Source organism: Hymenobacter actinosclerus (assembly GCF_900111515.1).
In the GTDB taxonomy this organism is placed as follows: domain Bacteria; phylum Bacteroidota; class Bacteroidia; order Cytophagales; family Hymenobacteraceae; genus Hymenobacter; species Hymenobacter actinosclerus.
This window is the reverse complement of the sequence record NZ_FOHS01000001.1, coordinates 856,185-881,206: the sequence shown is the minus strand read 5'-3', so window position 1 is coordinate 881,206 and position 25,022 is coordinate 856,185. Positions and strand designations below refer to the sequence as shown.

The following is a 25,022-nucleotide window of genomic DNA, read 5'->3' as shown; positions in this document are numbered from 1 at the left end:
ATTTTAACACATCCGTCATCCCGCCCCTGCGCTACGCCGCCGAAACCGGAAGCACCACCGTAGCGGCCACCGTAGGCCGACGCGATTTGCGGGCAAACGCGTAGTCGATGCGGCCCAGATTGATGCCCGACCAGCCAACCTGGTTGATGAGCGTAGTGTGGCCATTGGGGCCGGCCACGGGCTCGGGCTTGTCCAGGAACGTGTGGGTGTGGCCGCCCAGTATCAGATCGATGCCGGCCACCTGGGCCGCCAGCTTACAGTCGTCGATTTTGTCGCCCTGGTACTTATAGCCCAGGTGCGAGAGGCAGATCACCATATCGCAACGTTCGGCCCCGCGCAGGCGCGTTACCATGTCGCGAGCCACGGCTACGGGGTCGAGGTACTTGGTGGCGCCGAAGTTCTTGTCTTCCACCAGTCCGGCCATTTCAATGCCTACGCCGAATACGCCGATGCGCACACCCTGCTTTTCGAACACTTTATATGGCTGAAAGCGGCCGGCCAGTACCGTGCCGGTGAAATCGTAGTTGGCGCTCAGGAAGGGGAACGTGGCGTGGGGCAGCTGCTTGTGCAGGCCCTCCAGGCCGTTATCGAAGTCGTGGTTGCCCAGGGTGCTGGCGTCGTAGGCCATCTGGCTCATCAGCTTGAACTCCAGCTCGCCCTGAAAGAAGTTGAAGTACGGCGTGCCCTGCCAGATGTCGCCCGAATCGAGCAGCAGCACGTTGGGCTCCTGTTGGCGCACCTGCGCAATGAGGGCGGCGCGCCGGGCCATGCCGCCCATGCCGGCCCACTGCGCCGCATTGTCCGGAAACGGCTCAATGCGCGAGTGCATATCGTTGGTGTGCAGAATGGTCAGGCGCACCGCTTTATCGTCGGTGCCGGCCAGCGCCGGTACCGAGGCCGCGCCCATCACGCCCAGCGAGGCTACGCCCAGGCCGGTGTACTTCAGAAATTCGCGCCGGTTAATCACTGATTTTCGTTGATTAGGGTGATTACGCTGATTCGGGAGTCAGCATATAAAGAACAAGAAGAGAACCGAAAGGCTTTGCGGGTGGTGCCTGGAATGGCATCCGACACCTCACGGCCCTCCAGCGGACGGGCGTTTTGCTGTTGGCCGTTGCCTGCCGGGCAGCTAATTACGGCAGCAGCGCCAGCGCAGCCAGTGGGCAAAAACCAGCGCGTTGGTTACTGGCTCAGCTTTACGCGTCCTTCGATGGCAGCTTGAACAGGCTTGCCCTGGGCGGTTTGCTGTTTGATGTAGTCCATGATGGCATTGCGCAGCAGCACGCCGGTGCCTTCGGGCTTGAGCGGCTTGAAGAAGGCCATGGCGTCGCCGCCGCCGGCCAGGTAGTCGGAAATGGCAATCGGGTAGTTGCGGGAGGCGTCGAAGGGCTGGCCGCCAATGAGGATGGCGCTGGGTTTGCCCTCGGGCGTAACCGTGAACGTAGCGCCCGAAACGGCCATTTTAGTGCGGGCCGCGTAGTCGAAGAGCTGCTGCACCACGGGGCCGGGCGCGTCGAGCACGACCAGCTGATTTTCAAACGGCATCAGCTCGAACACCGTGCCCACCGTCACGGGTCCGGCCGGAATGGGGGCCCGCAGGCCGCCGTTGGTCATCACGCCCAGCGGAATGGGCCGCCCCAGCGCCTTGCTGGCTTCGGTGCGCTGCAAATCGGCCACGAAGTTAGACAGCAGCGACTCGCCCGAGTTCTTGGTCAGGGCCACTGGCGCGTTGCCGAGCACGGTCATCATCTGCGACACTACTTTCTCGCGGTAGGGCACGATGGTGGCCGTGGCGCGGGCATCGTCGGGGATGGATTTGCCGACGGGCTGGGCCGTAACGGGCGCCAGCCGGGCCTGGGGCTGGTAAACGGCCCGCTGGCAGGCCGGAGTGAGTGCCACGGCAGCCAGCAGGCCCAGGGCCGCAATAGAAGAACGAAGAGTACGCATGGGGAGTCAGCAAAAGAAAAGCCGGCCCCAAAGGTACGCCAATGGGGCCGGAATCGTCGGGGACAGACGCGAAACGGCCGGTGGCGGAAAGGCATCTGCCTTCGCTACCAGCCGTGGTGCAAACCGGTTGGGCTACTTGGTCAGGTCGTAGCTGAGCAGCAGGTAGAACCGGTTGACGCGGCTGCCAAAGTCGAACGAGTCGCTGAAGCCGTCTGACCGTTCGTAGCGCAGCTCGGCCGCCATGTTGCGCTGGTTGGCCCGGGCAGTTGATACCCCGATGCTGCCAATAACGCCCTGCTCCAGTTTGCGTGGCACCACCAGCTGTTTCCAGTCCCCATCCTGGTAGCCGGCCACAGCAGGCGTGCGCGTCTGCCGGCCTTCATTATCGTTTCTGAGCAGTTGGGCGAAGCCGTAGCCCACCTGCGCAAAGGGGCGGATGGCGCCGCGCGGGTACGTGTAGCGCACCAGTAGCGGCACCCGGATGCTGGTCATCTTCACCCGGTATTCCTGGTAAAAACCGGGCGTGGCCAGGGCCTGGCGCGCCAGGTAGTCCTGCGACTCGTAGAAAGCTTCGAGCCGGGCCGAAAGGGCCTTGTTGATGCCGGACAGCCGGAAGTTGAGGGCCAGACCCACTACCGGACTCACCTGGTTGCTGGTGGTTTTCAGGGTTCGGTCGCGGCCAAAAAAATTATCGTTCAGGGTCAGGCGGCTGGTTTCGGCGCCTGCCACAAGGCCCAGCTGCACGTGGTTGCGGCGGGTGGCAGGTGCCGGCTTGATGATGGCGCTGCCCACGCACTCGTTGTATTGTGCTACCACGCGGCTCAGGCTGTTGAGGTCCAGGCTGACTTTGGTTATGGCCGGCTGAACGGCCAGGCAGCGCTGGGTGGAGGCGGCCAGCGTGCGGCGGTAGTCGTCCGACTTGTGGCGCACGGCCGTGCCCCCGGCAGTGCCCGTGCTGGTTGAAACGAACGAAATTTTCTGCACCAGCTCCTGCGGAGGCTGACCGGACAGCTGCACGTAGTAATGCTCGAAGCTACGCTCGTCGCGCAGGTACAGCAGGCTCAGTTCGCCGCGCACCACAACCTCCAGAAACGAGTGCCGGGCCAGCGTATCGGGCAGGGTATAGGGCTGGCCCAGGCGCGGCACCGAATCGGCCAGCAGCACGGTTTCGGCCTGGTAAAGCCGGTCGCCTACAAAGCCGTAGCCACGCAGCTGCCGGGGCTGGTACTCCACAATGGCCGCGTCGGGGGCCGCGCGGAAACGGGCCAGGCGCGCATTGCGGATGGCGCCGCGGGCATCCACTTCGCCGCGGAGCGTGTCGCCGGCGGGAGTCAGCACGAAGCCGGGCCGGAAATTGGTTTGGGCCGAAGCCGCGCAGGAAACACTCACTAAGGCGAGCAGGAGTAATTTTTTCGGCATTCAGGGCAGAAATAAAACGACGAATAAATGGGTAGTACCAGCCGAAGCCGGCCGCGAAACGCGGCAAGATACTGCGGGCATTTGCCACCGCCAAACCCATTTTCCGGCCCCTACCCCCTATCTTTAACCCGCGCCTTCGGGTGCTTTATTTCCCACCCCACCCCGCTGCCTCATGGCCGATTCGCCGCAACCCGTGCCGGTTTCCTTTCCCGAATTTCAGCCCCTGACCACCGCCCAGTGGCAGGCGCGCCTGACCCGCGACCTGAAGGGCCAGGACCCGGCTACGCTGCGCTGGCCAACGCCCGACGGCTTCGCAGTGGAGCCTTTTTACCACCAGGAGGCCCTGGGGCAGCTGGGCGGCGCACCGGCTCCGCTGCTGCGGCCCGCTGGTACCTGGCGCAACGTGCCCACCTACGCGGTGCCGGCCGCCAGCCGCGGCCACGAGGCCATTGATAGGGCCGCCACCGCACTACAGCTTGGGGCCGAGGGCGCCCACTTTGTGCTGGCACAGGCCGATGAGTTCGACGTAGACTACCTGGCCCAACAGCTGCCGCTGGCCGACATCTACGTGGGCTACTCGCTGCGGCGCGGGGCGGCCGGGCTGCTGGCACGACTGACGGACACCGGAGCGGGGCCGCTGCGCGGCTTTCTGGTGCTCGACCCCATCACCCACCATGTGCCCGATCTGGTGACCCAGCAGCAGGAGCTGCGCGAGGTGCTGGCCGCCAGCCGCAACTGGCCCGAGTTCCGGGCCCTCGGTTTGGATGTGGCCTACTACGGCAACCGCGGCGCCACCACTTCCCAGCAGATTGCCTTTGCGCTGAGCACGGCTGCCGCTTACCTGAATACGCTGCCTTCCGACGAGCTGTCGGTGGCCGACGTGGCCGCCGCGCTGCACCTGCATGTGGCGGTGGCGCCCAACTACTTCTTCGAAATTGCCAAGCTGCGGGCGTTGCGCCGGCTCTGGGCCACGCTGCTGCACGCCTACGGGCTGCCGAATGAGGCGGCCGGGCGGCTCACGATTTTCGCCAGCACTGCCACCTGGAGCCAGACCACCCTCGACCCGCACACCAACCTGCTGCGCCACGCTACCGAGGCCATGAGCGCGGTGCTGGGCGGGGCCGACGCCGTGAGTGTGGGCACCTTCGATGGCCTGTTTAATGAGCCCAACGAGTTTGCCGAGCGCCTGGCCCGCAACCTGCCGGTGCTGCTGCGCGAGGAGGCCCACCTGGGCCAGGTGCAGGACCCGGCCGCGGGTTCCTACTACCTCGAAACCCTCACCGACACGCTGGCCCGCGAAGCCTGGGCCCTGTTTCAGCAGCTCGAAGCGGCCGGGGGGCTGCCCGCCGCCACCGGCCGGGTGCTGGCCCTGCTGCACGAGGCGGCGCAGGCGCAGTTCCGGCGCATTGCCACCGGCGAACAGGTGGTAATCGGCACCAACCGCTACCAGAACGCCCAGGAACAGTTCGACTTCAACCCCAAGCGCCTGCTGCGCAGCCCCGGTTTCGATAGCACCCGGGCCACCTACCCCACCGAGGTGCTGCGGCTGGCCACGGCCCTGCACTTCGAGCGGCGCGAGCTGAAAAAGAAGCGGGCGGCGCTGGTGCTGCTGGGCGCCCACACAAACGAAATTATCCTCGAATCGTTTCTGCAGACCCTGCCGGCGCTGGAGCGGCCCGAACTGCACCATGCCCACCCCGAGGGCACGCTGTCGGTGCTGTTTTCCTCGGCCGAGCAGGCTACGCTCATGTACGCCACACCCACGCAGTTCGGCCGGCTGGCCCGCACCGTGAGCGGCGTGCCGCTCGACGAAGAGGGCTACGTGCCCCCCACCCTGCTCACCGCCGATCTGGCCACCATGCAGGAAGCCGTGCAGGTGTTCGGGCTCAAGGAATTCACGGTGGAAGGCTACAGTACCGAGGACGTGCTGGCCCGTTTGCAGGGGAAACCTATTAAGAGTTAGAAGTGAATAATCATTAGCTAAATTTTAGTTCACAAAATTATCTGTAGACTAAAAGCCTATGAGGGTTACCAGCAAGTTATTAGTCGGATTACTCTCATTGGCAATAATAGCAGCGGCAGCAGTTCTTTATCTCCGTCAAGAACCCGCATCATCGCGCTTTTATATAGATAATGATTTACCAGATGATGTCTGGGAAATTCCAATTATTGCACCGTATAAGTTAGTTACAGCTGACTGTTGCCGCGAATGGAATTTTCAGTACAACGTAAATTTTAGTGCCGACTCTATCAACTACGAGCAAGGATTTATTGTTTTCCATGACAGTTTCAAGCATCATTATGGCTTTTATAGCACTGTGAAAAAGAAACTTTATCAATCAAATAGCTTTTCACAGTTTGTAAATTTTTCTGATTCTGTTGGCATAAGCCGAACCCTGTATTGCGCCGAAGCTGTGCATAAGTGCTGGCGAGAAACCAGACAGCTTCCTTGGGCGAAGGAAATCTTCTTCCAGGATTACAGTCCAAGTATTAGTGAGTAGCTCGCTACTAAATACCCTTCCCACATGCACCCCGACTTCTCCCAGATACCCTACGACGCTGCCCTGCTGCCCACGCCGGCCGCTCCCGCTGCTGTTGCCGAACCTAATGTTACGCCCGAGGGCATCACGCTCAAGCCTTACTACACCGCCGCCGATGTGGCCCACCTCGACCACCTGGGGTTTGGGGCGGGCGTGGCGCCGTACCTGCGGGGGCCCTACAGCTCGATGTACGTGCAAAAACCCTGGACTGTGCGCCAGTACGCGGGCTTTAGCACGGCCGAGGAAAGCAACGCCTTTTACCGCCGCAACCTGGCCGGCGGGCAGAAGGGCCTGAGCGTGGCCTTCGACCTGGCCACCCACCGGGGCTACGACTCCGACCACCCGCGGGTGCAGGGCGACGTGGGCAAGGCCGGCGTGGCCATCGACTCGGTGGAGGACATGAAGCTGCTGTTCGACCAGATTCCGCTCGACCAGATGTCGGTGAGCATGACAATGAACGGGGCCGTGCTGCCGATTATGGCCTTTTATATCGTGGCGGCCGAGGAGCAGGGCGTGGGGCCGGAAAAGTTGGCGGGCACCATTCAGAACGATATTCTGAAGGAGTTTATGGTGCGCAACACCTACATCTACCCGCCGTTGCCGAGCATGCGCATCATTGCCGACATCTTCGCCTACACGGCGGAGCGCATGCCCAAGTTCAACTCCATCAGCATCTCGGGCTACCACATGCAGGAAGCCGGTGCCACGGCCGATATCGAGCTGGCCTACACCCTCGCCGACGGCCTGGAGTACGTGCGGGCCGGCATGGCGGCGGGCCTCAAGATTGACGATTTCGCGCCCCGGCTGTCGTTTTTCTGGGCCATTGGTATGAACCACTTCATGGAAATTGCCAAGCTCCGGGCCGGCCGGCTGCTGTGGGCCAAGCTCATCCAGCAGTTCAACCCCCAGAACCAGAAAAGCCTGGCCCTACGCACGCACTGCCAGACGTCGGGTTACTCGCTCACCGAGCAGGACCCGTTCAATAACGTGGCCCGCACGGCCGTGGAGGCGCTGGCTGCTGTACTCGGCGGCACCCAGAGCCTGCACACCAACGCCCTCGACGAGGCCATTGCCCTACCCACCGACTTCTCGGCCCGCATTGCCCGCAACACCCAGCTGTATCTGCAGCACGAAACCGACGTAACCCGCGTGGTAGACCCCTGGGGCGGCTCCTACTACGTGGAAACCCTCACCCACGAACTGGCCGACAAAGCCTGGGCCCTGATGGCCGAAGTGGAGGAGCTGGGCGGCATGGCCAAGGCCATCGAAACCGGCCTGCCCAAAATGCGCATCGAGGAGGCCGCCGCCCGCAAGCAGGCCCGCATCGACTCGAACAAGGACATTGTGGTGGGCGTGAACCGCTACCGCCCCAGCGAGGAGCAGCAAATCGACGTGCTCGACATCGACAACGCCGCCGTGCGCGAGTCGCAGATTGCCCGCCTGCAGCATACCAAAGCCAACCGCGACGAAGCGGCCGTGCAGGCAGCCCTAACGGCCCTCACGGAGGCGGCCCGCGACGAGAACGGCAACCTGCTGGCCCTGGCCGTGGATGCGGCCCGATTGCGCGCCACGCTGGGCGAGATTTCGGATGCGCTAGAGAAAGTCTACGGACGCCACCAAGCCACTATCCGGGCTATTTCGGGGGTGTATTCGCAGGAGATGAGCTACGACGAGCAGTTTGCCAAGGCCCGCGCGGCCGCCGATGCCTTTGCCGAGCGCGAAGGCCGCCGCCCCCGCATGCTGGTGGCCAAAATGGGCCAGGACGGCCACGACCGGGGCTCCAAAATCATTGCCACTTCCTTCGCCGACGTGGGCTTCGACGTGGACATTGCGCCCCTGTTCCAGACCCCCGACGAGGTGGCCCGCCAGGCGGCCGAGAACGACGTGCACGTAGTAGGCGTGAGCAGCCTCGCCGCCGGCCACAAAACCCTGATTCCGCAGCTGCTCGCGGAGCTCAAGCAGCTCGACCGCGAAGATATCCTCGTCATTGCCGGCGGCGTCATCCCGGCCCAGGACTACCAGTTTCTCTACGACGCGGGCGTGGCCGGCGTGTACGGCCCCGGTACCGTCATTGCCGTGGCGGCCCAGGAGATTCTGGGGAAGTTGGGGGAAGAATAGGTTGTTTACCAGTAAAGACAAAAACCCATGTCGCTATTCGCAGAAGTTGATCAGCTGAAAGAAGAATTGGATGCATTGCGCCCCCTCTCTGCTGAACAGGAAGCCCGGATACTACAGAAGTTTCGTCTGGACTGGAATTACAACTCGAATGCTATTGAAGGCAATTCGCTGACACTGGGCGAAACTCGTTCTTTACTGCTGCATGGCCTCACCGCTGCAGGCAAGCCTATCCGCGACCATTTGGATATTCGCGGGCATAATGATGCTGTGGTCTGGCTGGAAGAAGTAGTGCGCAATGAGCAACCCCTGTCCGGGCATTTCATTCGAGAAATGCACGAGGTATTACTTGGCGAACCCTACGAGGTGCGTGCCCAGACACCCGACGGCCAGCCAATGGCCAAAACGATTTACCCGGGCCGCTACAAATCCAGCCCCAACAACGTGCTGACGGCTACCGGCGAAATGTTCTACTTCGCCAGCCCCGAAGAGACACCCGCCAGGATGACGGACCTTGTAGATTGGTACAATAAGGAAGCCGAATACCCAACGCTTCACCCCGTGGCGTTGGCCGCCGAATTTCATTACCGCTTCGTCAGTATCCACCCCTTCGATGACGGTAATGGTCGTATGTCACGCCTACTCATGAATCTGATTCTCATGCGTGGCGGCTACCCCATGACAGTTATCAGAGCCTCTGACCGTAACCGTTACTTAGCGGCTCTCTCAGAAGCTGATGCTGGGGAAATAGAACCATTCTTTTCCTTTGTAGGCGAAAGTGTAGCAGCGTCGATGCAACTCATGATTCGGGCAGCGAAAGGAGAATCTATTGATGAAATTGATGATTTAGATAAAAAGCTGGCTTTGTTTAGAAAGGAGATATCAGCACCACATCCCGAGATAGAATCAAATTGGAATATAAAAACACAAGAGGCATTTGTAAATTCATTTTTATCAACAATTATATCTGACTTAACCTCTGAAACTAATAGGTTTGACTCTTTCTTTGAAAATAAATATTTTTATATCCAGACTTTTAAAAATTATCAAAGAGAGAAACAAAGACAATTATCAGTTAAAGACAAAAGCATAGAAAGCATATTAACGTCTTTGAACAGAAATACTAATTCTTCGATATACAGCAATATTCAATTTATTATTAATTGGAATCATTTTCATGGAAAAAATCATTTTAATGCAAATATCTTGATCGAATTTATATTTAAAACACACAATTTCTCTGTATCTTACAAAATATCTTCTAATCTGCCAGAATATATTTTATCCGAGCATTTCGGTAAAATATACATTCAAAATATTGAATATGATACAAATGTTAACATTGTTAATTTCAAACAGAAAAACAATCAGATTGCCAATGAACTATTTGATTTTATCTCTAGTGAGGTAGTTGGATAAAATGCCTTATATGTCCATCCCCGACCACGACCAACTAGACGCTGACATCGACTGGTTTGCTACCGATGCGGCGGGCCATGTGCTGCACATGGCTTCGGGCGGCGGGGTGCTGCCGGCCTCGGTAGCCGCCTCGCAGGCCGATTTGCTGGCGCTCCACCAGCATTTCCTGACGCGGCTGGAAACCGGGGCGGCGCAGCTGGCGGAAGGCGTCGATACGGCCGAAGCCTCGGGCGCGGCCCGCTACGCCCGGCGCGGGCTGTTCTCGTTCGCCAAAACCAACCTGCACGACCGCGCCGATACGCGCTACCAACTGCTGGCCCGCCCGTCGCTGCCGTTACGGCTGGCCGAACTGCCCCCGGAGCTGGCGCCGCTGCTGCACCGCACGCAACTGCCCGGCTCGGTAGCAGCTCTCGACCAGCTCGACGCGGCGGATATTGCCTGATTGCCAAGCTACGGCCGGCTAGTACATACCAACGCCCCGCCTCCCGGCAAACCGGAGGGCGGGGCGTTGAGCGTTTGGGGCGCGGCAGGCGGGAGCTACTCGGGCAGCACGGTCAGGGCGTGGTCGTTGCCCTGCTGCAGGGCCAGGTCGCGGGCCGAGAGGCCGCGCACGTCGCGCAGGGTGGCATCGGCGCCGGCCTGCAGCAGGATGGGCAGCATGTTGTGGCGGCCGAACAGGGTGGCGAACATGAGGGCCGTGCCCTCGTTGCCGTTGCGGGCGTTGAGGTCGGCACCGTGCTCGATGAGCAGCTGAGCCACCTCGGGGTAGCCCTTGAAGGCCACGCCCATCAGGGCGGTGTTGCCGCTGGCGTCGTGCACGTTGGGGTCGGCGCCGGCTTGCAGCAGGGTGCGGGTAGCCTCCAGGTGGTTGTCGTAGGCGGCCAGGATGAGGGCCGTGAAGCCGCGGCCGTCGCGGGCGTTTACATCAACGTCTTCGGCCAGCAGCTGGCTGATGGTGGCCGTGTCGCCCTGGCGGGCAGCCTGAAACAGCAGGTCTTCGGGGCGGGAGGAGGTGAAATCCATGAACGGGAATAGAATGGTTGAACGCGAAACCGGGCAAAAGCGGCTACTAAACTCCTTATCATGGAGTCGTAAGCAGGTCAAATACTGACTGTGCGGCTTATCCTGGTGGTTACAGCCGCAACAGTCATACGGCTGTTCGGCGCAATGGATTCCGGGCCGGGAAGTTCGGCCCGCCCCCGGGCTGTCGGGTTCTACCCCACGGCCAACCCGGGTGCCGGCACCGGCGGCTGGGCCCGTTGGCGCAGCTGCCGGCGCGTGAGCACCACGGAAAGCCCGATGGTGAGCACCCGAAACACGTTGGCCCCCACGCTGCCCACGGCCGAGTGGTCCACTTCAAACAACATCCACCAGCCATTCATAAACAGATGCAGAAAGACGGGCATCCACAGATTCTGCCAGCTTTTGTAGAGCCAGCCAAACCACACGCCGCCCGCAAACGTGATGGCCAGCACGCTCACGGCGGAAACCAAGTCGTGGCTCTGGTAGAGGTGGCCCGTGGCGAAAATGCCGGACTCGACCAGAACCACCAGCAGCCAGGGCAGCCGCACGCGGCGGTAGAGCTGCCCGAACAGGAAGCCCCGGAAGAGCGTTTCCTCCCGCAGCGCGGCCAACACCGCACCGCTCAGCAGCGCCGAGCGCAAGGCCGGGCCCGTGGTGGTAGTCAGCGGAAACAGCACCGCGTAGCCCAGCAGCATGGGCAGCGTGCAAACCAGCCCCATCAGCAACCCCGTGGCTATGGGCGCCTGCCAGCCCAGCTCCCGCAATGCCCGGCGCGGGCCGTACCAGGCCGCCAGCGTCAGCAGCGGGATTATTATCCACAGGCTGGTCAGGTAAAGCGCGTGACTCAGGCCAGACAGCTGCGGCAGTTTCAGCCCCGGCAGCAGCAGCAGGTAGCGCGGCCCATAACAAGCCAGCAGAAAGGCCGAAAGCGTAACGGCCGCGAGCGAAAGGCGCTTTTTCATAACAGTTGGGGCGTTGGTGAACATGCCTCAAAAGTGCGCCGCCACCGCCCGCCCGGAAATGAGAAAAGCGGTAATCAGGGCAAAAACCCGATGAAGTCCCCGAAATCAGGGTTGAATTACTTTGGGGTCCCTCCCTTTAACCCGAGTTGTACTCTCCGCGAATTGCTTGGCGAAAAGCAGGCGGTTGTAGAGACCCAATATTTTGTGTCTCATCGTTGAACGACATCACGCAACGGTTCCAGCGTAGCCGTTCAACGGTGAGACACAAAATGCTGTGTTTCTACCCCGTTCCTACACTCTACCTCATGACGGGTATACAAAGCCGCGGGCTCTCGCTGGCCTCACCTACCCCATCGCCCGCACCAGCAACCGGCGTAGCGGGGGCCACTGGGCGGCGCGGAAGGCGCCCTCAACCAGCCAGGGCGCGCGGGCCAGCAGGCGCATGAGGCGGTAGCGGCGGGCCAGATCGCGGCCCAGGCGGCGCTGCACGGCAGCGGCGTAGGGCGCGAGGCTTTCGGGGCCGAAAGCGTCGGCGGCGCAGCAGCGGGCGGCGTGTTCGGCGGCCAGCAGCCCGCTGATAACGGCCGTGTCGATGCCGTGGCCCTGGAGCGGGTCGATGAGGGCGGCCGCGTCGCCGCAGAGCAGGGCGCGGGGGCCGGTGAGGGGCCGCTGCGAGCCACCCAGTGGCAGGCCGAACCCTTGGATGGGCGTCAGCTGGCGGGCCTGGGCGAAGCGGGGCACCAGGTGGGGGTGGGTTTCGAGCAGCTCTTGCAGCACGAGTTTCAGGTCGAGCTTCTGGCGGGCCACATCCGAGGAGAGCATGCCGAAGCCCACGTTGAAGCGGCCCGCGCCTACCGGAAACACCCAGCAGTAGCCGGCCCGGTAGCGGCCCAGAAACAGAAAGTCGCTGGTGGTGGCGGGCACGTCCTGCACCTCCTCAAAGTAGGCCCGCACGGCGGCGCAGTGCCGGGTCCGGTCGAGCGGCGCCGGCGCCAGGGCGCGGGCCACGGCCGAGTGCGCCCCGTCGCAGCCCACCAGCAGCCGGGCCGTGAGGCGGGTACCGTCGGCGAGCTGCACCGTAGCGCCGTGGGCATCAGCCGCCACGGTTTTCACGGGGCTGTTTTCGTGGATATCGGTGGCGGTGTGGCGGCGCACGAGCGTGAGCAGGGCATCATCGAAATGCAGCCGGGGCGAGTTGAAGGCCGGCGCCTGCCAATGCACGCTCACGCCGGTGCCGGCCGGCGACACCAGGCGGCTGGTGCGCATATCGGTGCGGTGGCCGGCGGTAAGCTCGCGCAGCTCGGCGGCCCAGGCGGGGTTGAGGCGCGTGAGGGCCTTGAGGGCCGGGCTCGGAATGGCGTCGCCGCACACTTTGTCGCGCGGGAATCGGGCCTTATCGAGCAGCCCCACCCGCAGGCCGCTGCCGGCCAGCCCCAGCGCGCAGGCCGTGCCCGCCGGCCCCGCCCCCACTATCAGCACGTCGTAATCGTAGGGCATTTCTTGGTGATGGGGTGAATTTGGGTGATGAGGTGAGGAGGAGAAACAAAGAACGGTCATGCTGAGCGAAGGCGCAGCCGCAGTCGAAGCATCTCTACCGCAATGCTAACCAAACGGCAGGATTACCTTGGCGGTAGAGATGCTTCGGCTGCGGCTGCGCCTTCGCTCAGCATGACACGCTCCTTTCACCTCATAACCCCATCACCTCCTCACCTCCTCACCTCATCACCCAAATCATCCCTCTATGGCCTCCCGCAAGAAATCGGTAAACGGGCGCATCGTGCGGAAGGCGGCGGGCACGTACTCGGCTAAATCGAGGCGGCGGGCGGTGGCGTCGGGCACCGAGTGCGACACGACGAAGCTCTTGTGGCGCAGCAGGGCCAGGTCGGGGTGGTTGGCGGGGTAGCCGGCGGGCGGGCGCTTGAGCTGCTCGCCGTCGAGGCCGGCGTAGAGCTTTTGGAAGGTGGGGGCCGCCAGGATGCGGTGCAGGGCCTCGCCGTTGTAGTCGATTTCCTGGCGGATGCGGGCCAGCTGCTCCTTTTCGGGCTGGTAGATACCGCCGGCCATCAGCGTCTGGCCATTGGGGCCGAGCTGAAAGTAGTAGCCCGGCCCGGCGCTCTGCTTGCCACCCGCGGCGAAGTAGGCGCTGAAATGGGTTTTGTACGGGTCCTTGCGCTTGGAAAACCGCACGTCGCGGTAGATGCGGAAGATGCACTTTTTGGCCTCCAGCGTGGCCAGCGCCGGCTCCTCAGCGGCCAGCGTCGCCAGTATCTGGCCTACTAGAACCTCAAATTCGCGCCGCAACTGGTCGTAGGTGGGCTTGCGGGCCTGGAACCACTCCCGCTCGTTGTGAAGGGCGAGGTCAGACAGGAAATCGAAGAGGGCGGCCTGGTTCATACGGAAGTGTTAGCGAGGGCAAAGGTAGGATTGAGGGGTGTTATGCGGTGTCGTGCTTCGGCTTCGTTCAACCTGACACGTCGGTTACCTCCCCTGCCTACCGCTCCCCTTTCATTTCCTGCCGGCGCATGGGCATCTGGTCAACGGTGCCGAACAGGGTTTCGGGCTTCACGGGCCGATTGTCGCGCCGCTTTACGCCACCGTCTTTGCCGATGAGCAGCACCTGGAACGCATCGTCGGAGCGCAGGCCCAGCCGATGCAGATGCTGGCGGTCGGCGGCCGGCAGGTTGGGCAGCAGCAGCTCGCGCACCAGCAGGTCGCGCTCGGTGAGGCCGGGACGGGCGGCGGCCAGCAGGGCGCGCTGCCGGAGCAGCTGCGCATCGGTGGCGGTGGGGGCGCACACCAGCAGCACCCGCTGTTGCCAACGGGCCGCCCGCAGCGTGGTTTCGAGCGACTTGCGACTGGCAGCCTGGGCCCAAACACTGCTGGCGGCGAGAACCAGGCCGCCCAGCAGCAGGCAGGAGAATCGAATTGTCATGAAGTGCCAACGCAAGCCTTGCGGGCATGGTGCCCCGGCAGCCTCTGAAAGCGCGAACCGGCATGCAGGAACGCCTTTTCACTCAGCCGAAAATCCCTTTACAAGCGCAATTCTACCCACCACGGGCAAGCTGGCCCAGGCTGCTATACTACCGCGGCAGCCGGCGGCGTTAGGGCCTCACCGAACGGACAAACCAGCTCCGACTTCTCTTCACGCTTACCCAATGCGGATTTTCGTACTCCTCACGCTGGGTCTGGCGGCGGCTCTGCTGGCCCGCCCGGCCGCCCGGCCCCCAGCTCCCGACCCGGCTTTCCGTACCGAGCAATTGCGCTACCCCCGGGTCAGGGAGGCGTACGCGCAGTACCAGGAGGCGGTGCGGGCCCGGTTGCGACGCCAGCAGATAGCCCCCGAGCGGCTGGAGCTGTTCGTGCGGGCTTTCAAAATGGAGCGGCGGGTGGAAGTATGGGGCCGCAACCAGGACGGGGGGCCGTTTATATTGCTGCGCACGTTTGCGCTGGCCGGCGTATCGGGCCGGCTGGGACCCAAGCGCCGGGCCGGCGACCGGCAGATTCCGGAGGGCTTCTACACCATCAACCGCTTCAACCCCAACAGCGAATTCCTGCTTTCGCTGGGCCTCGACTACCCCAACGCCGCCGACCAGCAGCATACGCCTTCCGGCCTCGACCCGGGCGACAACATTTTTGTGCACGGCTCGCACGAAACCATCGGCTGCCTGCCCATCACCGACGCGGGCATTCAGGAGCTGTACGTGCTGGCCGTGGAGGCGCGGGCGGCCGGGCAGCGCAACATTCCGGTGCATATTTTCCCGTTCGGGCTCACCGCCAACCAGCTGGCCCGCCGCCAGCAAAGCCCCCACTACGCCTTCTGGCAGGAGCTGGCGCCGGCTTACGCCTACTTCGAAACCCACCGCACGCTGCCCACGGTAATTGTGGCCACCAACGGAGCCTACGTAGCCCGCTGAGGCAACCCGCCCCATCAATGGCCGTACCTTGCCGCTATGCCTACGCCCACGCTTTCTGTTCATGATTTTCCGATTCCGCCCAACCTGCGGGCCGCGGCCGTGCTGGTGCCGATTTTCCGCGATGCGGCCGGCGAGCTGCAGCTGGTGATGGTGCGCCGCACGGCTTTCGGGGTGCACGGCGGGCAGCTGGCCTTTCCGGGCGGCAAGCCCGAGCCCGAAGACGGCGCCGACCTCTGGGCCACGGCCCAACGCGAGGCCCACGAGGAAATCGGCCTGCCGCCCGCCAGCGTGCGGCTGCTGGCGGCGCTGCCCACCGTGCCGGTGCCTTCGGGCTTCCGCATCAGCCCGTTTCTGGGGCGCATCGAGCGGCCGGCGGTGTGGCAGCGGCAGGTTTCGGAGGTTGATGAGGTGCTGGAAATTCCGCTGCGCCACCTCGCCGATCCGGACACGCACACGGAGGAAATCTGGGAGCAGCCCGGCTGGCCGGGGCCGCGGCAGGTGCCCTTTTACCGCGTGGGCCCCGAGGGACGCTACCCGCTGTGGGGCGCAAGCTACCGCATTCTGCAGCCATTGCTGCCGCGCCTGCTGGCCGGCGAGTGGGCGCTGGGCGACTAATGCTTTTGGGGCAGCCAGGAACCAAGGGCCGGGAGAGCCGGGGCCGGGTGCTCAACGCTAGCTTCCTTTTGGGGCTCCGACAGAAAAAATATGGTTTGACTGACACCGCCCCTCAACGGCAGGAAATCAATTATAGTGAATTACTAATATAAATTGAACTCGTAATCGTTATATAAGTGCCCGATATCGGGGCATCCCGAGGGAAGCAAAATATGCCGGCAGGAAGATATTGAGCAACCGATTAGGCATCTTGCGGCCTCGTTCTACCTTCCTTCCAATACACATGAAATCCAACTCTCGCTACCTGGCCATTTTACTGGTCCTGGTGATGGCGCAGCTTGGGGTAGCAGGGGCGCTGCGGGCGCAGCAGTTACCGGCCCCCAGCCCCGTTGCCCTCGACTTTGCCCAGATTCGCCAGCAGCTGGCCCCGCCGGCCCGCCGTAGCGGCGCGCCGGCCGAGCCGCCCACTTACCGAATCGTGCTGCCCACGCTACATGGCCCGCAGGCGTTTTTGCTCACCGAAACCTTCGTGCTGCCCGCCGCCGATGCGGCCGCCCGGCAGCGGCTGCGCACCTTTGTAGGCGCGGCCGAAGGCGCAGCGGAGCAGCGTATTGCGCTCGTGCTTACCCCCGGCCAGCTCCAGGCCCAGCTTCGCACCGGTTCCGAAACGGTGGCGTTGCGCCCGGCCACCCCGGCCGGTGCCGGCCGTTACCAGCTCCGGGCCGAAGCCCCTGCGCAGGGCCCCTGCGGCGTACTGGCGCCGGCCGCCGAAGCGCTGCGGCCCGGCAGCTTCAACACCCAGCCCGCCCCCTTCAGCTTCGGCACGCAGCTGCGGCGCATTCGGATGGCCGTGCTGGTAACGCAGGAGTACTACGCCGCCAACGGCAACACCGACGCGGCCGTGGAGCTGGCCGTAACGGCGGCCCTGAACCAGATGACGGAGCTGTACTCGCGCGAGCTGTCGGTAAGCTTCGAGCTGGTGAAGCCCACTGGCGGCAGCTACTACTTCTCGGCCGTAACCACGCCCACGCTGCCCGACTCCGACCCGGCCACGCCCAACCGCCTGCGCACCCAGAGCCTGGAAGATGTGGGCGGCTTTATTGACAGCCGCTTCGTGGCCAGCACCTACGATTTGGGGCACTGCTTTCATAACGGCGGCGGGGGCGTGGCTTACGTGGGCATTGTGTGCAACAATACCTACAAGGCCAAGGCCTGGTCGGGCGTGGGAAAGAGCGGCTTCCAGGGCATTCTGGCCCACGAAATGGGGCATCAGCACGGCGCCGGACACGCTTTTAACGGCCCCTGCGGCAGCGCCTCCACGGGCAGCAACCTGGAGCCGGGCGGCGGGGCCAGCATTATGGCCTACACCGACGTGTGCGGCAGCCAGACCCTGCAGAGCGTGCCAGGCGACGAAGCCGACCATTTCAGCCTGCGGTCGTTGCAGGAGATGAGCCAGAAGCTGATCGGTGCCAGCTGCCTGACGCCCACGACCAACACCAACCGCCCACCCACCATCAGCGCCGGGCCCGACTACGTGATTCCCCCCAACACGCCCTTCACCCTAACGGCTACCGGCACCGACCCCGATGCCGGCGACATGGTCTACTACACCTGGAATCAGTTCGACTATTCGACCAACACGGCCGCGCTGGGCACCATTAAGGGCACGGCCGGCCTGGCGGCCATCGACGACCCGGCCTCGCCGCTGTTCCGGCCCCGGCCGCCGCGCCTGGCCAACAGCCGCACCTTCCCCGATCTGCGCTACGTGCTGGCCAACAGCAACCGCCCGCCCAACCTCATCGGCGAGGCCCTTTCCAACGTGGAGCGCGACATTCACTTCGTGGTAACGGCCCGCGACCAACGCGCGGGCGGCGGCACTTTCGCCACCGACAACGTGACGGTTACGGTGGCGCCCGGTGGCGAACCATTCGCCCTCACCACCCAGAACCAGGACCCCAGCCTCTGGATTATCGGCCAGATGGCCACCATCAGCTGGTCGGTGGCCGGTACCGACAAGGCGCCCATCAACGTCGGGCAGGTGCGCATTACGCTTTCCACCGATGGCGGGCAGACGTTTGACCGGGTGCTGGCGGCCGCCGTGCCCAACACCGGCACGGCCAGCATCCGGGTCCCCGATGCCGCTACTACCCGGGCCCGGGTACGGGTGGAGGCAGTGGGCAATATCTTCTTCGACATCAACGACGCCGACTTCCCGATAGCCACCTGCCGGCCCGTGGCCTCGCAGGTGCTGCCCGCTACGGCCCTGACGGCCGAGGCCGGCAGCGAGGCGCTCAACCTGACCCAAAACGGCTTCAGCCTGACCGAGCTAATTGGGACCAGTCAGTTGAAGGGCTCCATCAGCGCCACCGACCCCACCACCAACCTCACCACCTTCAAAACGGGTTCCTGCATCCGCTATAGCAACGTAACCTACTACGATGCCTACGTATTCGTGCCATCGGTAACGGGAGCCTACACGATTGGCACGCCCACGGGCTTTGGCAACATGGTGCTGCGGCTTTACTCGCCCGCAGGCTTTTCGGCCTCTGACCCATGCAGCAACCGCATGGCCGATAATGTGGTTGACGGTTACCTGCCCCGCAGCATCAGCGCCTCGCTCACGGCCGGGCAGCCCTACACGCTGGTCGTCTCAAACTTTGGCGGCACGCCCGACGGCGACAGTCCCTACAGCATCGGTTTCACGGCCCCCACCGGCGGCGCGGTGTATGCGCCATTGCAGCGCCTGGGCTACGACTACCAGTACGCGGTGGTGAATACGGCCAGCAGCCAGGTGGTCCGCCTGGCCCCTACCGCCGACCTGCGCCAGCTGCCCGGTGGCACCTACGATGTATACGGGCTGCTGTTTCAGCGCGGGTTTGCCCTGGAAAGCCTGCTGAACCAGCCCCTGAGTGCCCTGAGCACGGCCCTGAGCAGTCTGGCTCCCTGCGGCCAGCTCAGCACCAACGTCCGGCGCATCGTCATCACGGGAGATAATCCGCTGCCCGTCACGCTCACCGATTTTACGGCCCGGCGCGCGGGCGCAACCACGCTGCTAAGCTGGCGCACGGCCTCGGAGAGCAGCATGGCCTACTTTGAGGTCGAGCGCAGTTCCGATGGCAGCACTTTCGCGGCCCTGGGCCGGGTAGCAGCTACCAACACCAACAGCGTCCATAACTACACCTTCACCGACCCCACCCCCGGCGCCGGCCTAAGCTACTACCGGCTGCTGATGCGGGAGCTCAACGGCAAGCAGACGTATTCGGCAGTGGTTACGGTTAGCGTTGTTACGGGCACCAGCGCGGCGAGCAACCCGGCTATGCTGCACGGGGAAGCTTTCCCGAACCCCGTACCCGCCGGGGCACGCCTGCAGCTGAAGCTGCAGCTGGCTACGGCCCAGCCGGCCGAGCTGCTGGTAACCGATATGCTGGGCCGACAGCTGCTGCGTCGGTCGTTGCAGCTGCCGGCCGGCCTCACCCGGCTCGACCTGCCCGAAGCCCGGCAGTGGCAGGGCCTGTGCATTGTGCAGGTGCGCACGGCCGCCGGCCATAGCTGGCAGCAGAAAGTGGCGCTGGAGTAAACCTGATTGACTACCCGGTTGCCTGGCCGCGGGCAAGGGGCCGGGCAACCGGGTATCACAGGGCGGGCTCTCTTCTACTGTAAGAAGAAGGCCCGCCCTGTGGCTTTTAGGCCTGCCGGATGCTGCTGAAACGCGCTGGCGCACTATTCTGGCACGGTATTACGTTTAGGAATGCTGTATGCTTGTTTCTGCGATGATGAACCGACTTTCTTTCTGGGCCCTGTTGCTGGTGCTGCTGCCGGGCGCGGCCCTGGCCCAACGCGAGCAGTCCGTGTGGCTGTTCGGGCAGCAGGCGGGCCTGCAGTTTCCAGCCGAGGGCGGCGCACCCACGCCGCTGCTCACCAACAAAATGACCACCTACGAGGGCTCGGCGGTGGCCACCAACAAGCAGGGCCAGCTGCTGTTCTACACCAACGGCGAAAACGTCTTCAACCGCCAGCACCAGGTGATGCCCAACGGCCGCAAGCTGATGGGCTCCGGCTCCAGCACCCAGAGCGCCCTGATTGTGCCCGACCCGGGCAGCGGCAACATCTTCTACATCTTCACCACCAGCGCCCAGGGCGGCCCCAACGGCCTGCGCTACTCCACCCTCGACATGACCCGCGACAACGGCCTGGGCGACCTGGTGCGCCTCAACGCCCTGCTCGTGGCCCCGGTGGCCGAGAAGCTGGCCGCCGTGCGCCACCAGAACGGCCGCGACGTGTGGGTGGTGGCCCACCGCTGGAATTCCAATGCCTTCGTGAGCTACCTCGTTACGCCCGACGGCGTGCAGAGCAAGCCGGTTATGAGCAACGTGGGCAGCATGCACGCGGGCCCCGGGCGCAACGCCATCGGGGCCATGAAGTTCTCCCCCGACGGCACCAAGCTGGCCCTGGCCCTGTGGCGCGAGGCCAACAAGTACGAGGTCTTCGACTTCGACCGCACGACCGGCCAGGTGCGCAACCCGCGCTCCTACGGCCCCTACCCCGAGGCCTACGGCGTCGAGTTTTCGCCCGACGGCTCTAAGCTCTACGGCTCCAGCAACGGCGAGGGCGGCGGCCAGGCTCAGATTTACCAGATCGACCTGAAAACCGGGCAGGCCACCGTCATTGGCAAGTCGGCCAACCGCAAAGTAGGCTCCCTGCAGCGCGCCCCCGACGGCAACATCTACGTCTCGCGCGAAGACAACCCCTTTTTAGGCATCATAAAGAACCCCAACGCCGCCGAGGCCACTTACCTGGATGACGGCCTCAAGCTCGGCGGCCGCCGGGGCAAGCTGGGGCTCCCGAACTTTATCACGGAGCCGAAGTAAGCGGCTTTCAGTAAGTTGGTGAAATAGAACGGTCATTCAGAGCGGAGCGAAGAATCTCGCGTGCAATGGTAAACCTGACGTCAGGGCTACCATTGCACGCGAGATTCTTCGCTCCGCTCTGAATGACCGTTCTATCTCACTTACTTACTCACTCCTACCGCCCAGCCGAAACCGTAGGAAACCGGCGGCGGCTGAGAGGTAGGGGTTTTCGGAGGCCACCAGCCCTACCACGTCGCGGGTGCTGAGGCCGGCTTCGTAGAACGAGGTGCTGAGGGTGAGGCCCAGCGGTACGCTCAGACGGCCGTAGCCCGCGCCGCCGCTCAGGCCGCTGCTCAGGCGCAGCCAGCGCACGGGCTTGAAATCGAGGCCCGCGCCCACGAAGGGCGTGGTGAGGTTGCCGGCCACGTTGTTGAGGGGCAGCGTAACGTCGAGGCCCACTTCAAAATACTCGCTCAGGCGCACCCCGGCCCCGGCCCGCAGCTTGGTGGGCAGGTGGGCCCGGCGCTCCTGGCCGGCCTGGTACTCAAACAGGCTGTCGGTGCCGGTGGCGAAGATTTCGGCGGCTTCCTTGATGAAGTTGTAGGAGCCGATGCCTTCGGATTTAAGCTTCTTGAGCTTCTGGTCGGTGGCCGTGAGCAGGTTGCCGGTCCAGGTCATCTGCCCCAGGTCGGTAACGGCCAGGCCCAGGCGCACGGCTTTGCCCACTTCGGCGGCCAGCCCCAGGTCGAAGCCGTGGCCCTGACCCACGGGCTTCAGGCCGGCGCCGGTTTTCAGGTTGAAGCCGGGGTTGGTGGTGACGCTGCCGTAGTTGACGTCGAACAGCGGCGAAAGGGAATTGTAGGCCCGCAGGTTGCCCGGCTCCACCCGGATATCGATAATGCCCACGCCCTGGATGTAGCGGTAACCCGCGCCGGCCGAAAGCTGGAACAGCGGCAAATCGAGCACCCGCGTGCCCCAGGCCACGTTGAACTCGCTCAGCGACGCCAGCTGCAGACTGGTGCCGGCCAGCGCCTCCGACACCAGCGGCACGTTGCCGGCCGCCGTGGCCTGGTAAATGGGGGCGTCGCGGCCCAGAAAGGCAATTTCGGCCGCGGTCTGGTTCAGGCCCACGTGGCCGGAAGTGCGCAGCCGGTGGCTGATGGCCACGCCCCCAATCACGGGCAGCTGCACCGACAGCCCCAGCGTGGTGGCATCGGCGCTGAAGTTGGCCACGTTATCGGACGTGAAGGCGCGGGCGAATTCCTGCTTGCGGGCCGGCGTGAGGGGCTCGTTGGTATCGTAAACGAACTTGCGCAGCTGCTGACGCGTCAGCGACTGGGAGCTGACGCCGGCCCCCACCTCCCCGATCGTAAACGCCACCAGCGCCCCGCCCCGGCGGCCCAGGTTGGCCGGGTTGATGCCGATGGCCTGGAAATCGGACGCAAACGTGGTGGCTACCCCGCCGCGGCCGGTGGCCGTGAAGTTGCTCAGCTCGTTTTGGGCCCACCCAGCCCCGGGCAGGGCCAGCAGGCCGGCGGCAGTCAGGAGTAAAAAGCGGTTCATGGGCGAAAATTGAAGCGGGGGAAGTAGCTTGCGGGGGTGGTTGTGCTGTTTAGACTCAACACCGTCATGCTCAGCATGGCCGTTCTTTACGAGCCCCGATTAGCTTCAAAGATAACGCTCTACCCTGCTTTCCTCGTGCCTAAACGTTTTTCCGCTTCCGAGTATAGTGAGGGCATTCTGGCCGGCAACCGCGTGCGTCTCAGCCAGGCCATTACGCTGGTGGAAAGCACCTTACCCTCTGATCAGGCCCTGGCCCAGCAGGTGCTCGACGCCGTGCTGCCCCACGCCGGCCGCTCGGTGCGGGTGGGCATTACGGGCGTGCCGGGCGTGGGCAAAAGCACGTTTATCGAGGCCCTGGGCCTGCACCTGGTGCGCGAGAAAGGCCACCGGCTGGCCGTGCTGGCCGTCGACCCCACCAGCCAGCGCAGCGGCGGCAGCATTCTGGGCGACAAAACCCGCATGAACGAGCTGGCGGCCCACCCGGCCGCTTTCATCCGGCCTTCGCCGGCTGGCCGCAGCCTGGGCGGCGTCACGCGCAGCACCCGCGAGGCCCTGCTGCTGTGCGAGGCGGCCGGCCACGACGTTATTTTCGTGGAAACCGTGGGCGTGGGCCAGAGCGAAACCGCCGTCCACGGCATGGTCGATTTCTTCCTGCTGCTGATGCTGGCCGGCGCCGGCGACGAGCTGCAGGGCATCAAAAAGGGCATCATGGAAATGGCCGACGCCATCAGCATCACCAAGGCCGACCAGGGCAACGAGCTGGCCGCCCGCCGGGCCCGCCGCGAGTACCAGAACGCGCTGCACCTGTACCCCTTGTCGCCCAGCGGCTGGGTTCCCGAGGTAACGGTCAGTTCGGCCCTCACCGGCCAGGGCGTGCCCACGGTGTGGGAAATCATCACGCGCTACGTGGCGCAAACGCAGGAAAGCGGCTATTTCGGGCAGCGCCGCCAGGAGCAGAACCTGCACTGGCTGCACGAAACCATCCGCCAAAGCCTCGAAACCCAGTTCTACCAGCGCCCCGCCGTGCGCGAGCAGCTGGCCGCCATCGAGCAGGCCGTGCGCGACGGCCGCAAATCGGCCTTCGGCGCGGCCGGGGAGTTGCTGGGGCTGTAAAGGAGGATTTGGTCTACGGAGGCAAGCCCCGCCCCCTACTTCGCGGCCAGCAGCGTCACTGCGGGTGCTGGGTCAGCCAGTTGAGATAAGTCTTTTTCAGCCACCTGATTTCTGCCCCCTTGTACTCCGGGGTCATCACGCTGAAATGGTCGCCGGGATAGTAGGCAAACGGCATATCGGCGCCCAGCTTCTTCATTTCCTGCTCCATGAGCATGGCTGAGAAGTTGAGATAGTAACTGTCCTCGTTGCCGGCCGAAATCCGCAGTTTACCGTTGAGGTCGGGCCGGAGCCGGGGCCAGTTCCGGCGCACGTAGCGCGTTAAATCATACTGCTGCCAGTGCGCAAAAATCCGCCGGTCGAGCACGTTGGTAGTGGAATTGAACAGCGGCCGGGGCAGCCCGCTGCGGCCTTTGGGGCTGAACACCGCATCAAATGATACCTCCTGCTCGCCCCGGTAGATAATGTCTTCCAGCCGGTGCATGATGTTGGGCCGGTCGTAAGCGGCCGCCACCGGCAGCAGCTCGCCGTAAGTCACGGAGTCCACCGTTTCCACGCGTTTAGTGGCGGTATAGAGGTTGGTGAGCTCGAAGCGGTGAAAATCGACCGGGTCGGGGGCGCTGGCGTTGCCGCCGGCAAACAGGCGCGGGTAGTGCGTGAGCAGATACACCACGGTGTAACCACCGCTGCTGTGTCCACGCAACAGCCGGGCGCCGTTGGTGCGGTAGTGCTGGTCGAGCAGGGGCAGGAACTCGGTGGTGAAGGCGTCGCCGACCGGACCGTTGTTGGCGCTGTTGGCATACACGCTGTGGCCCAACGAACAGGCCCCATCCAGATACACCCGGATGCAGGCCATTGTATCAATTGGGGTGGCGGGCAGCGTGTCGGTGCTCACCGCACGCGAATAGTGATGGTAGTCGCCCCCGAAACCGCCCACCGTGAATAGCACCGGATAGCGGCGGCGCGGGTGCCGGTGGTAATCAACGGGCAGAATAACGGCCGCATTCAACGACACGGGCTTACCCTGAGAGCGGGTCAGCAGGACCGAAGGCGACCTGAATTCCTTGCAAAAGGTGCTTTCCACGAACACCGGCGCTGGCACCGCCCGGTCGCACACCAGCCGGAACGTTTCGTCGGCCGCTCCCAGCATTACCTGGCGCGCCAGGCTGTAGGGGTTGCCGGTACTCTGCCCGATGATGCGGCCTTCGCGGTTTAAATCCCAGACGGCCTGCACGTAATAGCTGCCGCGCTCCAGCCGCGAAAGCAGCGTAGGATACGAAAGGGCCGAATCGGAGAACGTAATGATCTGCCCCGGTCGCACGTTGCGCACGGCCAGCCGGTAGCAGGGCCAGCCCGGCTGGTCTTTCGGCTGCGCATTGCGGCGCGAGAGGTATAGAATGACATTACCGGTGAACGGCCCGCTATAAGCGCCCGGCGTGTAGCTGACGGCAAATTGCTGGGCGCGCGCCTCCGACCAACTCAGCAGCAGCAACAGCAGGAGAATCGTACGTCTCATAAGTGGGGAATCAACAGGGCAGAAAGTAGCGC

The 25,022-nt window shown here is 63.7% G+C and carries 20 protein-coding genes; 10 read left to right on the top strand and 10 right to left on the bottom strand.

Annotation, left to right across the window (positions count from 1 at the left end; all coding sequences use genetic code 11):
* Window positions 1–31: 31 nt before the first annotated feature.
* From BMY67_RS03805 to BMY67_RS03795, 3 genes are all read right to left on the bottom strand, one after another.
* The gene (locus BMY67_RS03805; protein WP_092769592.1) at window positions 32–964 is read right to left on the bottom strand and encodes a bifunctional metallophosphatase/5'-nucleotidase; all 933 of its coding nucleotides are present in this window, start codon (window positions 962–964) and stop codon (window positions 32–34) included.
* Between the two features lie 218 nt (window positions 965–1,182).
* On the bottom strand, window positions 1,183–1,947 hold the full coding sequence (locus BMY67_RS03800; RefSeq protein ID WP_092768416.1) for a 5'-nucleotidase C-terminal domain-containing protein: 765 nt from the start codon (window positions 1,945–1,947) through the stop codon (window positions 1,183–1,185).
* A gap of 132 nt (window positions 1,948–2,079) precedes the next feature.
* Window positions 2,080–3,336, bottom strand: coding sequence for an outer membrane beta-barrel protein (locus tag BMY67_RS03795; protein ID WP_177189674.1), 1,257 nt, complete (start codon window positions 3,334–3,336; stop codon window positions 2,080–2,082).
* Between the two features lie 202 nt (window positions 3,337–3,538).
* Between BMY67_RS03795 and BMY67_RS03790 the strand changes: the two genes are divergently transcribed.
* The 5 genes from BMY67_RS03790 to BMY67_RS03775 are packed head-to-tail and all read left to right on the top strand — an operon-like array spanning window position 3,539 to window position 9,882.
* Window positions 3,539–5,329, top strand: a complete 1,791-nt coding sequence (locus BMY67_RS03790; RefSeq protein ID WP_092768412.1) for a methylmalonyl-CoA mutase family protein — start codon at window positions 3,539–3,541, stop codon at window positions 5,327–5,329.
* Window positions 5,330–5,387: 58 nt separating this feature from the next.
* Window positions 5,388–5,867 carry a hypothetical protein gene (locus BMY67_RS18775; protein ID WP_143069684.1) on the top strand — a complete coding sequence of 160 codons (480 nt, stop codon included), beginning with the start codon at window positions 5,388–5,390 and terminating at the stop codon, window positions 5,865–5,867.
* A gap of 24 nt (window positions 5,868–5,891) precedes the next feature.
* Entirely contained in the window at window positions 5,892–8,024 is a 2,133-nt protein-coding gene (scpA, locus tag BMY67_RS03785; protein ID WP_092768410.1) for a methylmalonyl-CoA mutase, read from the top strand.
* A 27-nt stretch (window positions 8,025–8,051) separates the two neighbouring features.
* Window positions 8,052–9,440 carry a Fic family protein gene (locus BMY67_RS03780; RefSeq protein ID WP_092768408.1) on the top strand — a complete coding sequence of 463 codons (1,389 nt, stop codon included), beginning with the start codon at window positions 8,052–8,054 and terminating at the stop codon, window positions 9,438–9,440.
* 10 nt (window positions 9,441–9,450) lie between these two features.
* Window positions 9,451–9,882: a hypothetical protein gene (locus BMY67_RS03775; protein WP_092768406.1), complete on the top strand. Its 432-nt coding sequence runs from the start codon at window positions 9,451–9,453 to the stop codon at window positions 9,880–9,882.
* A 95-nt stretch (window positions 9,883–9,977) separates the two neighbouring features.
* Here the strand turns inward: BMY67_RS03775 and BMY67_RS03770 are convergent, their stop codons facing one another.
* The 5 genes from BMY67_RS03770 to BMY67_RS03750 all read right to left on the bottom strand — a co-directional run bounded on the left by BMY67_RS03770 (window position 9,978) and on the right by BMY67_RS03750 (window position 14,357).
* Window positions 9,978–10,463: an ankyrin repeat domain-containing protein gene (locus BMY67_RS03770; protein ID WP_092768405.1), complete on the bottom strand. Its 486-nt coding sequence runs from the start codon at window positions 10,461–10,463 to the stop codon at window positions 9,978–9,980.
* A gap of 191 nt (window positions 10,464–10,654) precedes the next feature.
* On the bottom strand, window positions 10,655–11,425 hold the full coding sequence (locus BMY67_RS03765) for a CPBP family intramembrane glutamic endopeptidase (RefSeq protein ID WP_092768403.1): 771 nt from the start codon (window positions 11,423–11,425) through the stop codon (window positions 10,655–10,657).
* A 345-nt stretch (window positions 11,426–11,770) separates the two neighbouring features.
* Window positions 11,771–12,922 carry an NAD(P)/FAD-dependent oxidoreductase gene (locus BMY67_RS03760; RefSeq protein WP_177189673.1) on the bottom strand — a complete coding sequence of 384 codons (1,152 nt, stop codon included), beginning with the start codon at window positions 12,920–12,922 and terminating at the stop codon, window positions 11,771–11,773.
* Window positions 12,923–13,156: 234 nt separating this feature from the next.
* A complete protein-coding gene (locus BMY67_RS03755) occupies window positions 13,157–13,819 on the bottom strand; it encodes a DUF2461 domain-containing protein (protein WP_092768399.1) in 663 nt (220 codons plus the stop codon).
* Between the two features lie 97 nt (window positions 13,820–13,916).
* The gene (locus BMY67_RS03750; protein WP_218144590.1) at window positions 13,917–14,357 is read right to left on the bottom strand and encodes a DUF4174 domain-containing protein; all 441 of its coding nucleotides are present in this window, start codon (window positions 14,355–14,357) and stop codon (window positions 13,917–13,919) included.
* Between the two features lie 223 nt (window positions 14,358–14,580).
* Between BMY67_RS03750 and BMY67_RS03745 the strand changes: the two genes are divergently transcribed.
* The 4 genes from BMY67_RS03745 to BMY67_RS03730 all read left to right on the top strand — a co-directional run bounded on the left by BMY67_RS03745 (window position 14,581) and on the right by BMY67_RS03730 (window position 20,822).
* A complete protein-coding gene (locus BMY67_RS03745) occupies window positions 14,581–15,339 on the top strand; it encodes a L,D-transpeptidase family protein (RefSeq protein WP_092768397.1) in 759 nt (252 codons plus the stop codon).
* 36 nt (window positions 15,340–15,375) lie between these two features.
* Window positions 15,376–15,954 (top strand): NUDIX hydrolase, encoded by a 579-nt coding sequence (locus BMY67_RS03740; RefSeq protein ID WP_092768394.1) that lies wholly within the window; start codon window positions 15,376–15,378, stop codon window positions 15,952–15,954.
* 283 nt (window positions 15,955–16,237) lie between these two features.
* Window positions 16,238–19,531 carry a M12 family metallo-peptidase gene (locus BMY67_RS03735; protein ID WP_092768392.1) on the top strand — a complete coding sequence of 1,098 codons (3,294 nt, stop codon included), beginning with the start codon at window positions 16,238–16,240 and terminating at the stop codon, window positions 19,529–19,531.
* Between the two features lie 196 nt (window positions 19,532–19,727).
* Window positions 19,728–20,822 carry a TolB family protein gene (locus BMY67_RS03730; RefSeq protein WP_245744867.1) on the top strand — a complete coding sequence of 365 codons (1,095 nt, stop codon included), beginning with the start codon at window positions 19,728–19,730 and terminating at the stop codon, window positions 20,820–20,822.
* A 144-nt stretch (window positions 20,823–20,966) separates the two neighbouring features.
* Here BMY67_RS03730 and BMY67_RS03725 read toward each other — a convergent pair whose 3' ends face one another.
* Entirely contained in the window at window positions 20,967–22,364 is a 1,398-nt protein-coding gene (locus BMY67_RS03725) for a DUF5723 family protein (RefSeq protein WP_092768388.1), read from the bottom strand.
* Between the two features lie 135 nt (window positions 22,365–22,499).
* Between BMY67_RS03725 and meaB the strand changes: the two genes are divergently transcribed.
* Window positions 22,500–23,477 carry a methylmalonyl Co-A mutase-associated GTPase MeaB gene (gene meaB / locus BMY67_RS03720; protein ID WP_092768386.1) on the top strand — a complete coding sequence of 326 codons (978 nt, stop codon included), beginning with the start codon at window positions 22,500–22,502 and terminating at the stop codon, window positions 23,475–23,477.
* Between the two features lie 55 nt (window positions 23,478–23,532).
* On the opposite strand, the gene BMY67_RS03715 is transcribed toward meaB, so the two are convergent.
* Window positions 23,533–24,990 (bottom strand): alpha/beta hydrolase-fold protein, encoded by a 1,458-nt coding sequence (locus tag BMY67_RS03715; protein ID WP_177189672.1) that lies wholly within the window; start codon window positions 24,988–24,990, stop codon window positions 23,533–23,535.
* Window positions 24,991–25,022 lie beyond the last annotated feature (32 nt).

Excerpts from the sequence above, each read along its gene's own strand:
- BMY67_RS03800 (WP_092768416.1), bottom strand. The coding sequence starts at position 1,947 with ATGCGTACTCTTCGTTCTTCTATTGCGGCCCTGGGCCTGCTGGCTGCC.
- BMY67_RS03790 (WP_092768412.1), top strand. The coding sequence starts at position 3,539 with ATGGCCGATTCGCCGCAACCCGTGCCGGTTTCCTTTCCCGAATTTCAG.
- BMY67_RS18775 (WP_143069684.1), top strand. The coding sequence starts at position 5,388 with ATGAGGGTTACCAGCAAGTTATTAGTCGGATTACTCTCATTGGCAATA.
- scpA (WP_092768410.1), top strand. The coding sequence starts at position 5,892 with ATGCACCCCGACTTCTCCCAGATACCCTACGACGCTGCCCTGCTGCCC.
- BMY67_RS03780 (WP_092768408.1), top strand. The coding sequence starts at position 8,052 with ATGTCGCTATTCGCAGAAGTTGATCAGCTGAAAGAAGAATTGGATGCA.
- BMY67_RS03775 (WP_092768406.1), top strand. The coding sequence starts at position 9,451 with ATGTCCATCCCCGACCACGACCAACTAGACGCTGACATCGACTGGTTT.
- BMY67_RS03770 (WP_092768405.1), bottom strand. The coding sequence starts at position 10,463 with ATGGATTTCACCTCCTCCCGCCCCGAAGACCTGCTGTTTCAGGCTGCC.
- BMY67_RS03765 (WP_092768403.1), bottom strand. The coding sequence starts at position 11,425 with ATGAAAAAGCGCCTTTCGCTCGCGGCCGTTACGCTTTCGGCCTTTCTG.
- BMY67_RS03760 (WP_177189673.1), bottom strand. The coding sequence starts at position 12,922 with ATGCCCTACGATTACGACGTGCTGATAGTGGGGGCGGGGCCGGCGGGC.
- BMY67_RS03755 (WP_092768399.1), bottom strand. The coding sequence starts at position 13,819 with ATGAACCAGGCCGCCCTCTTCGATTTCCTGTCTGACCTCGCCCTTCAC.
- BMY67_RS03750 (WP_218144590.1), bottom strand. The coding sequence starts at position 14,357 with ATGACAATTCGATTCTCCTGCCTGCTGCTGGGCGGCCTGGTTCTCGCC.
- BMY67_RS03745 (WP_092768397.1), top strand. The coding sequence starts at position 14,581 with ATGCGGATTTTCGTACTCCTCACGCTGGGTCTGGCGGCGGCTCTGCTG.
- BMY67_RS03740 (WP_092768394.1), top strand. The coding sequence starts at position 15,376 with ATGCCTACGCCCACGCTTTCTGTTCATGATTTTCCGATTCCGCCCAAC.
- BMY67_RS03735 (WP_092768392.1), top strand. The coding sequence starts at position 16,238 with ATGAAATCCAACTCTCGCTACCTGGCCATTTTACTGGTCCTGGTGATG.
- BMY67_RS03730 (WP_245744867.1), top strand. The coding sequence starts at position 19,728 with ATGAACCGACTTTCTTTCTGGGCCCTGTTGCTGGTGCTGCTGCCGGGC.
- BMY67_RS03725 (WP_092768388.1), bottom strand. The coding sequence starts at position 22,364 with ATGAACCGCTTTTTACTCCTGACTGCCGCCGGCCTGCTGGCCCTGCCC.
- BMY67_RS03715 (WP_177189672.1), bottom strand. The coding sequence starts at position 24,990 with ATGAGACGTACGATTCTCCTGCTGTTGCTGCTGCTGAGTTGGTCGGAG.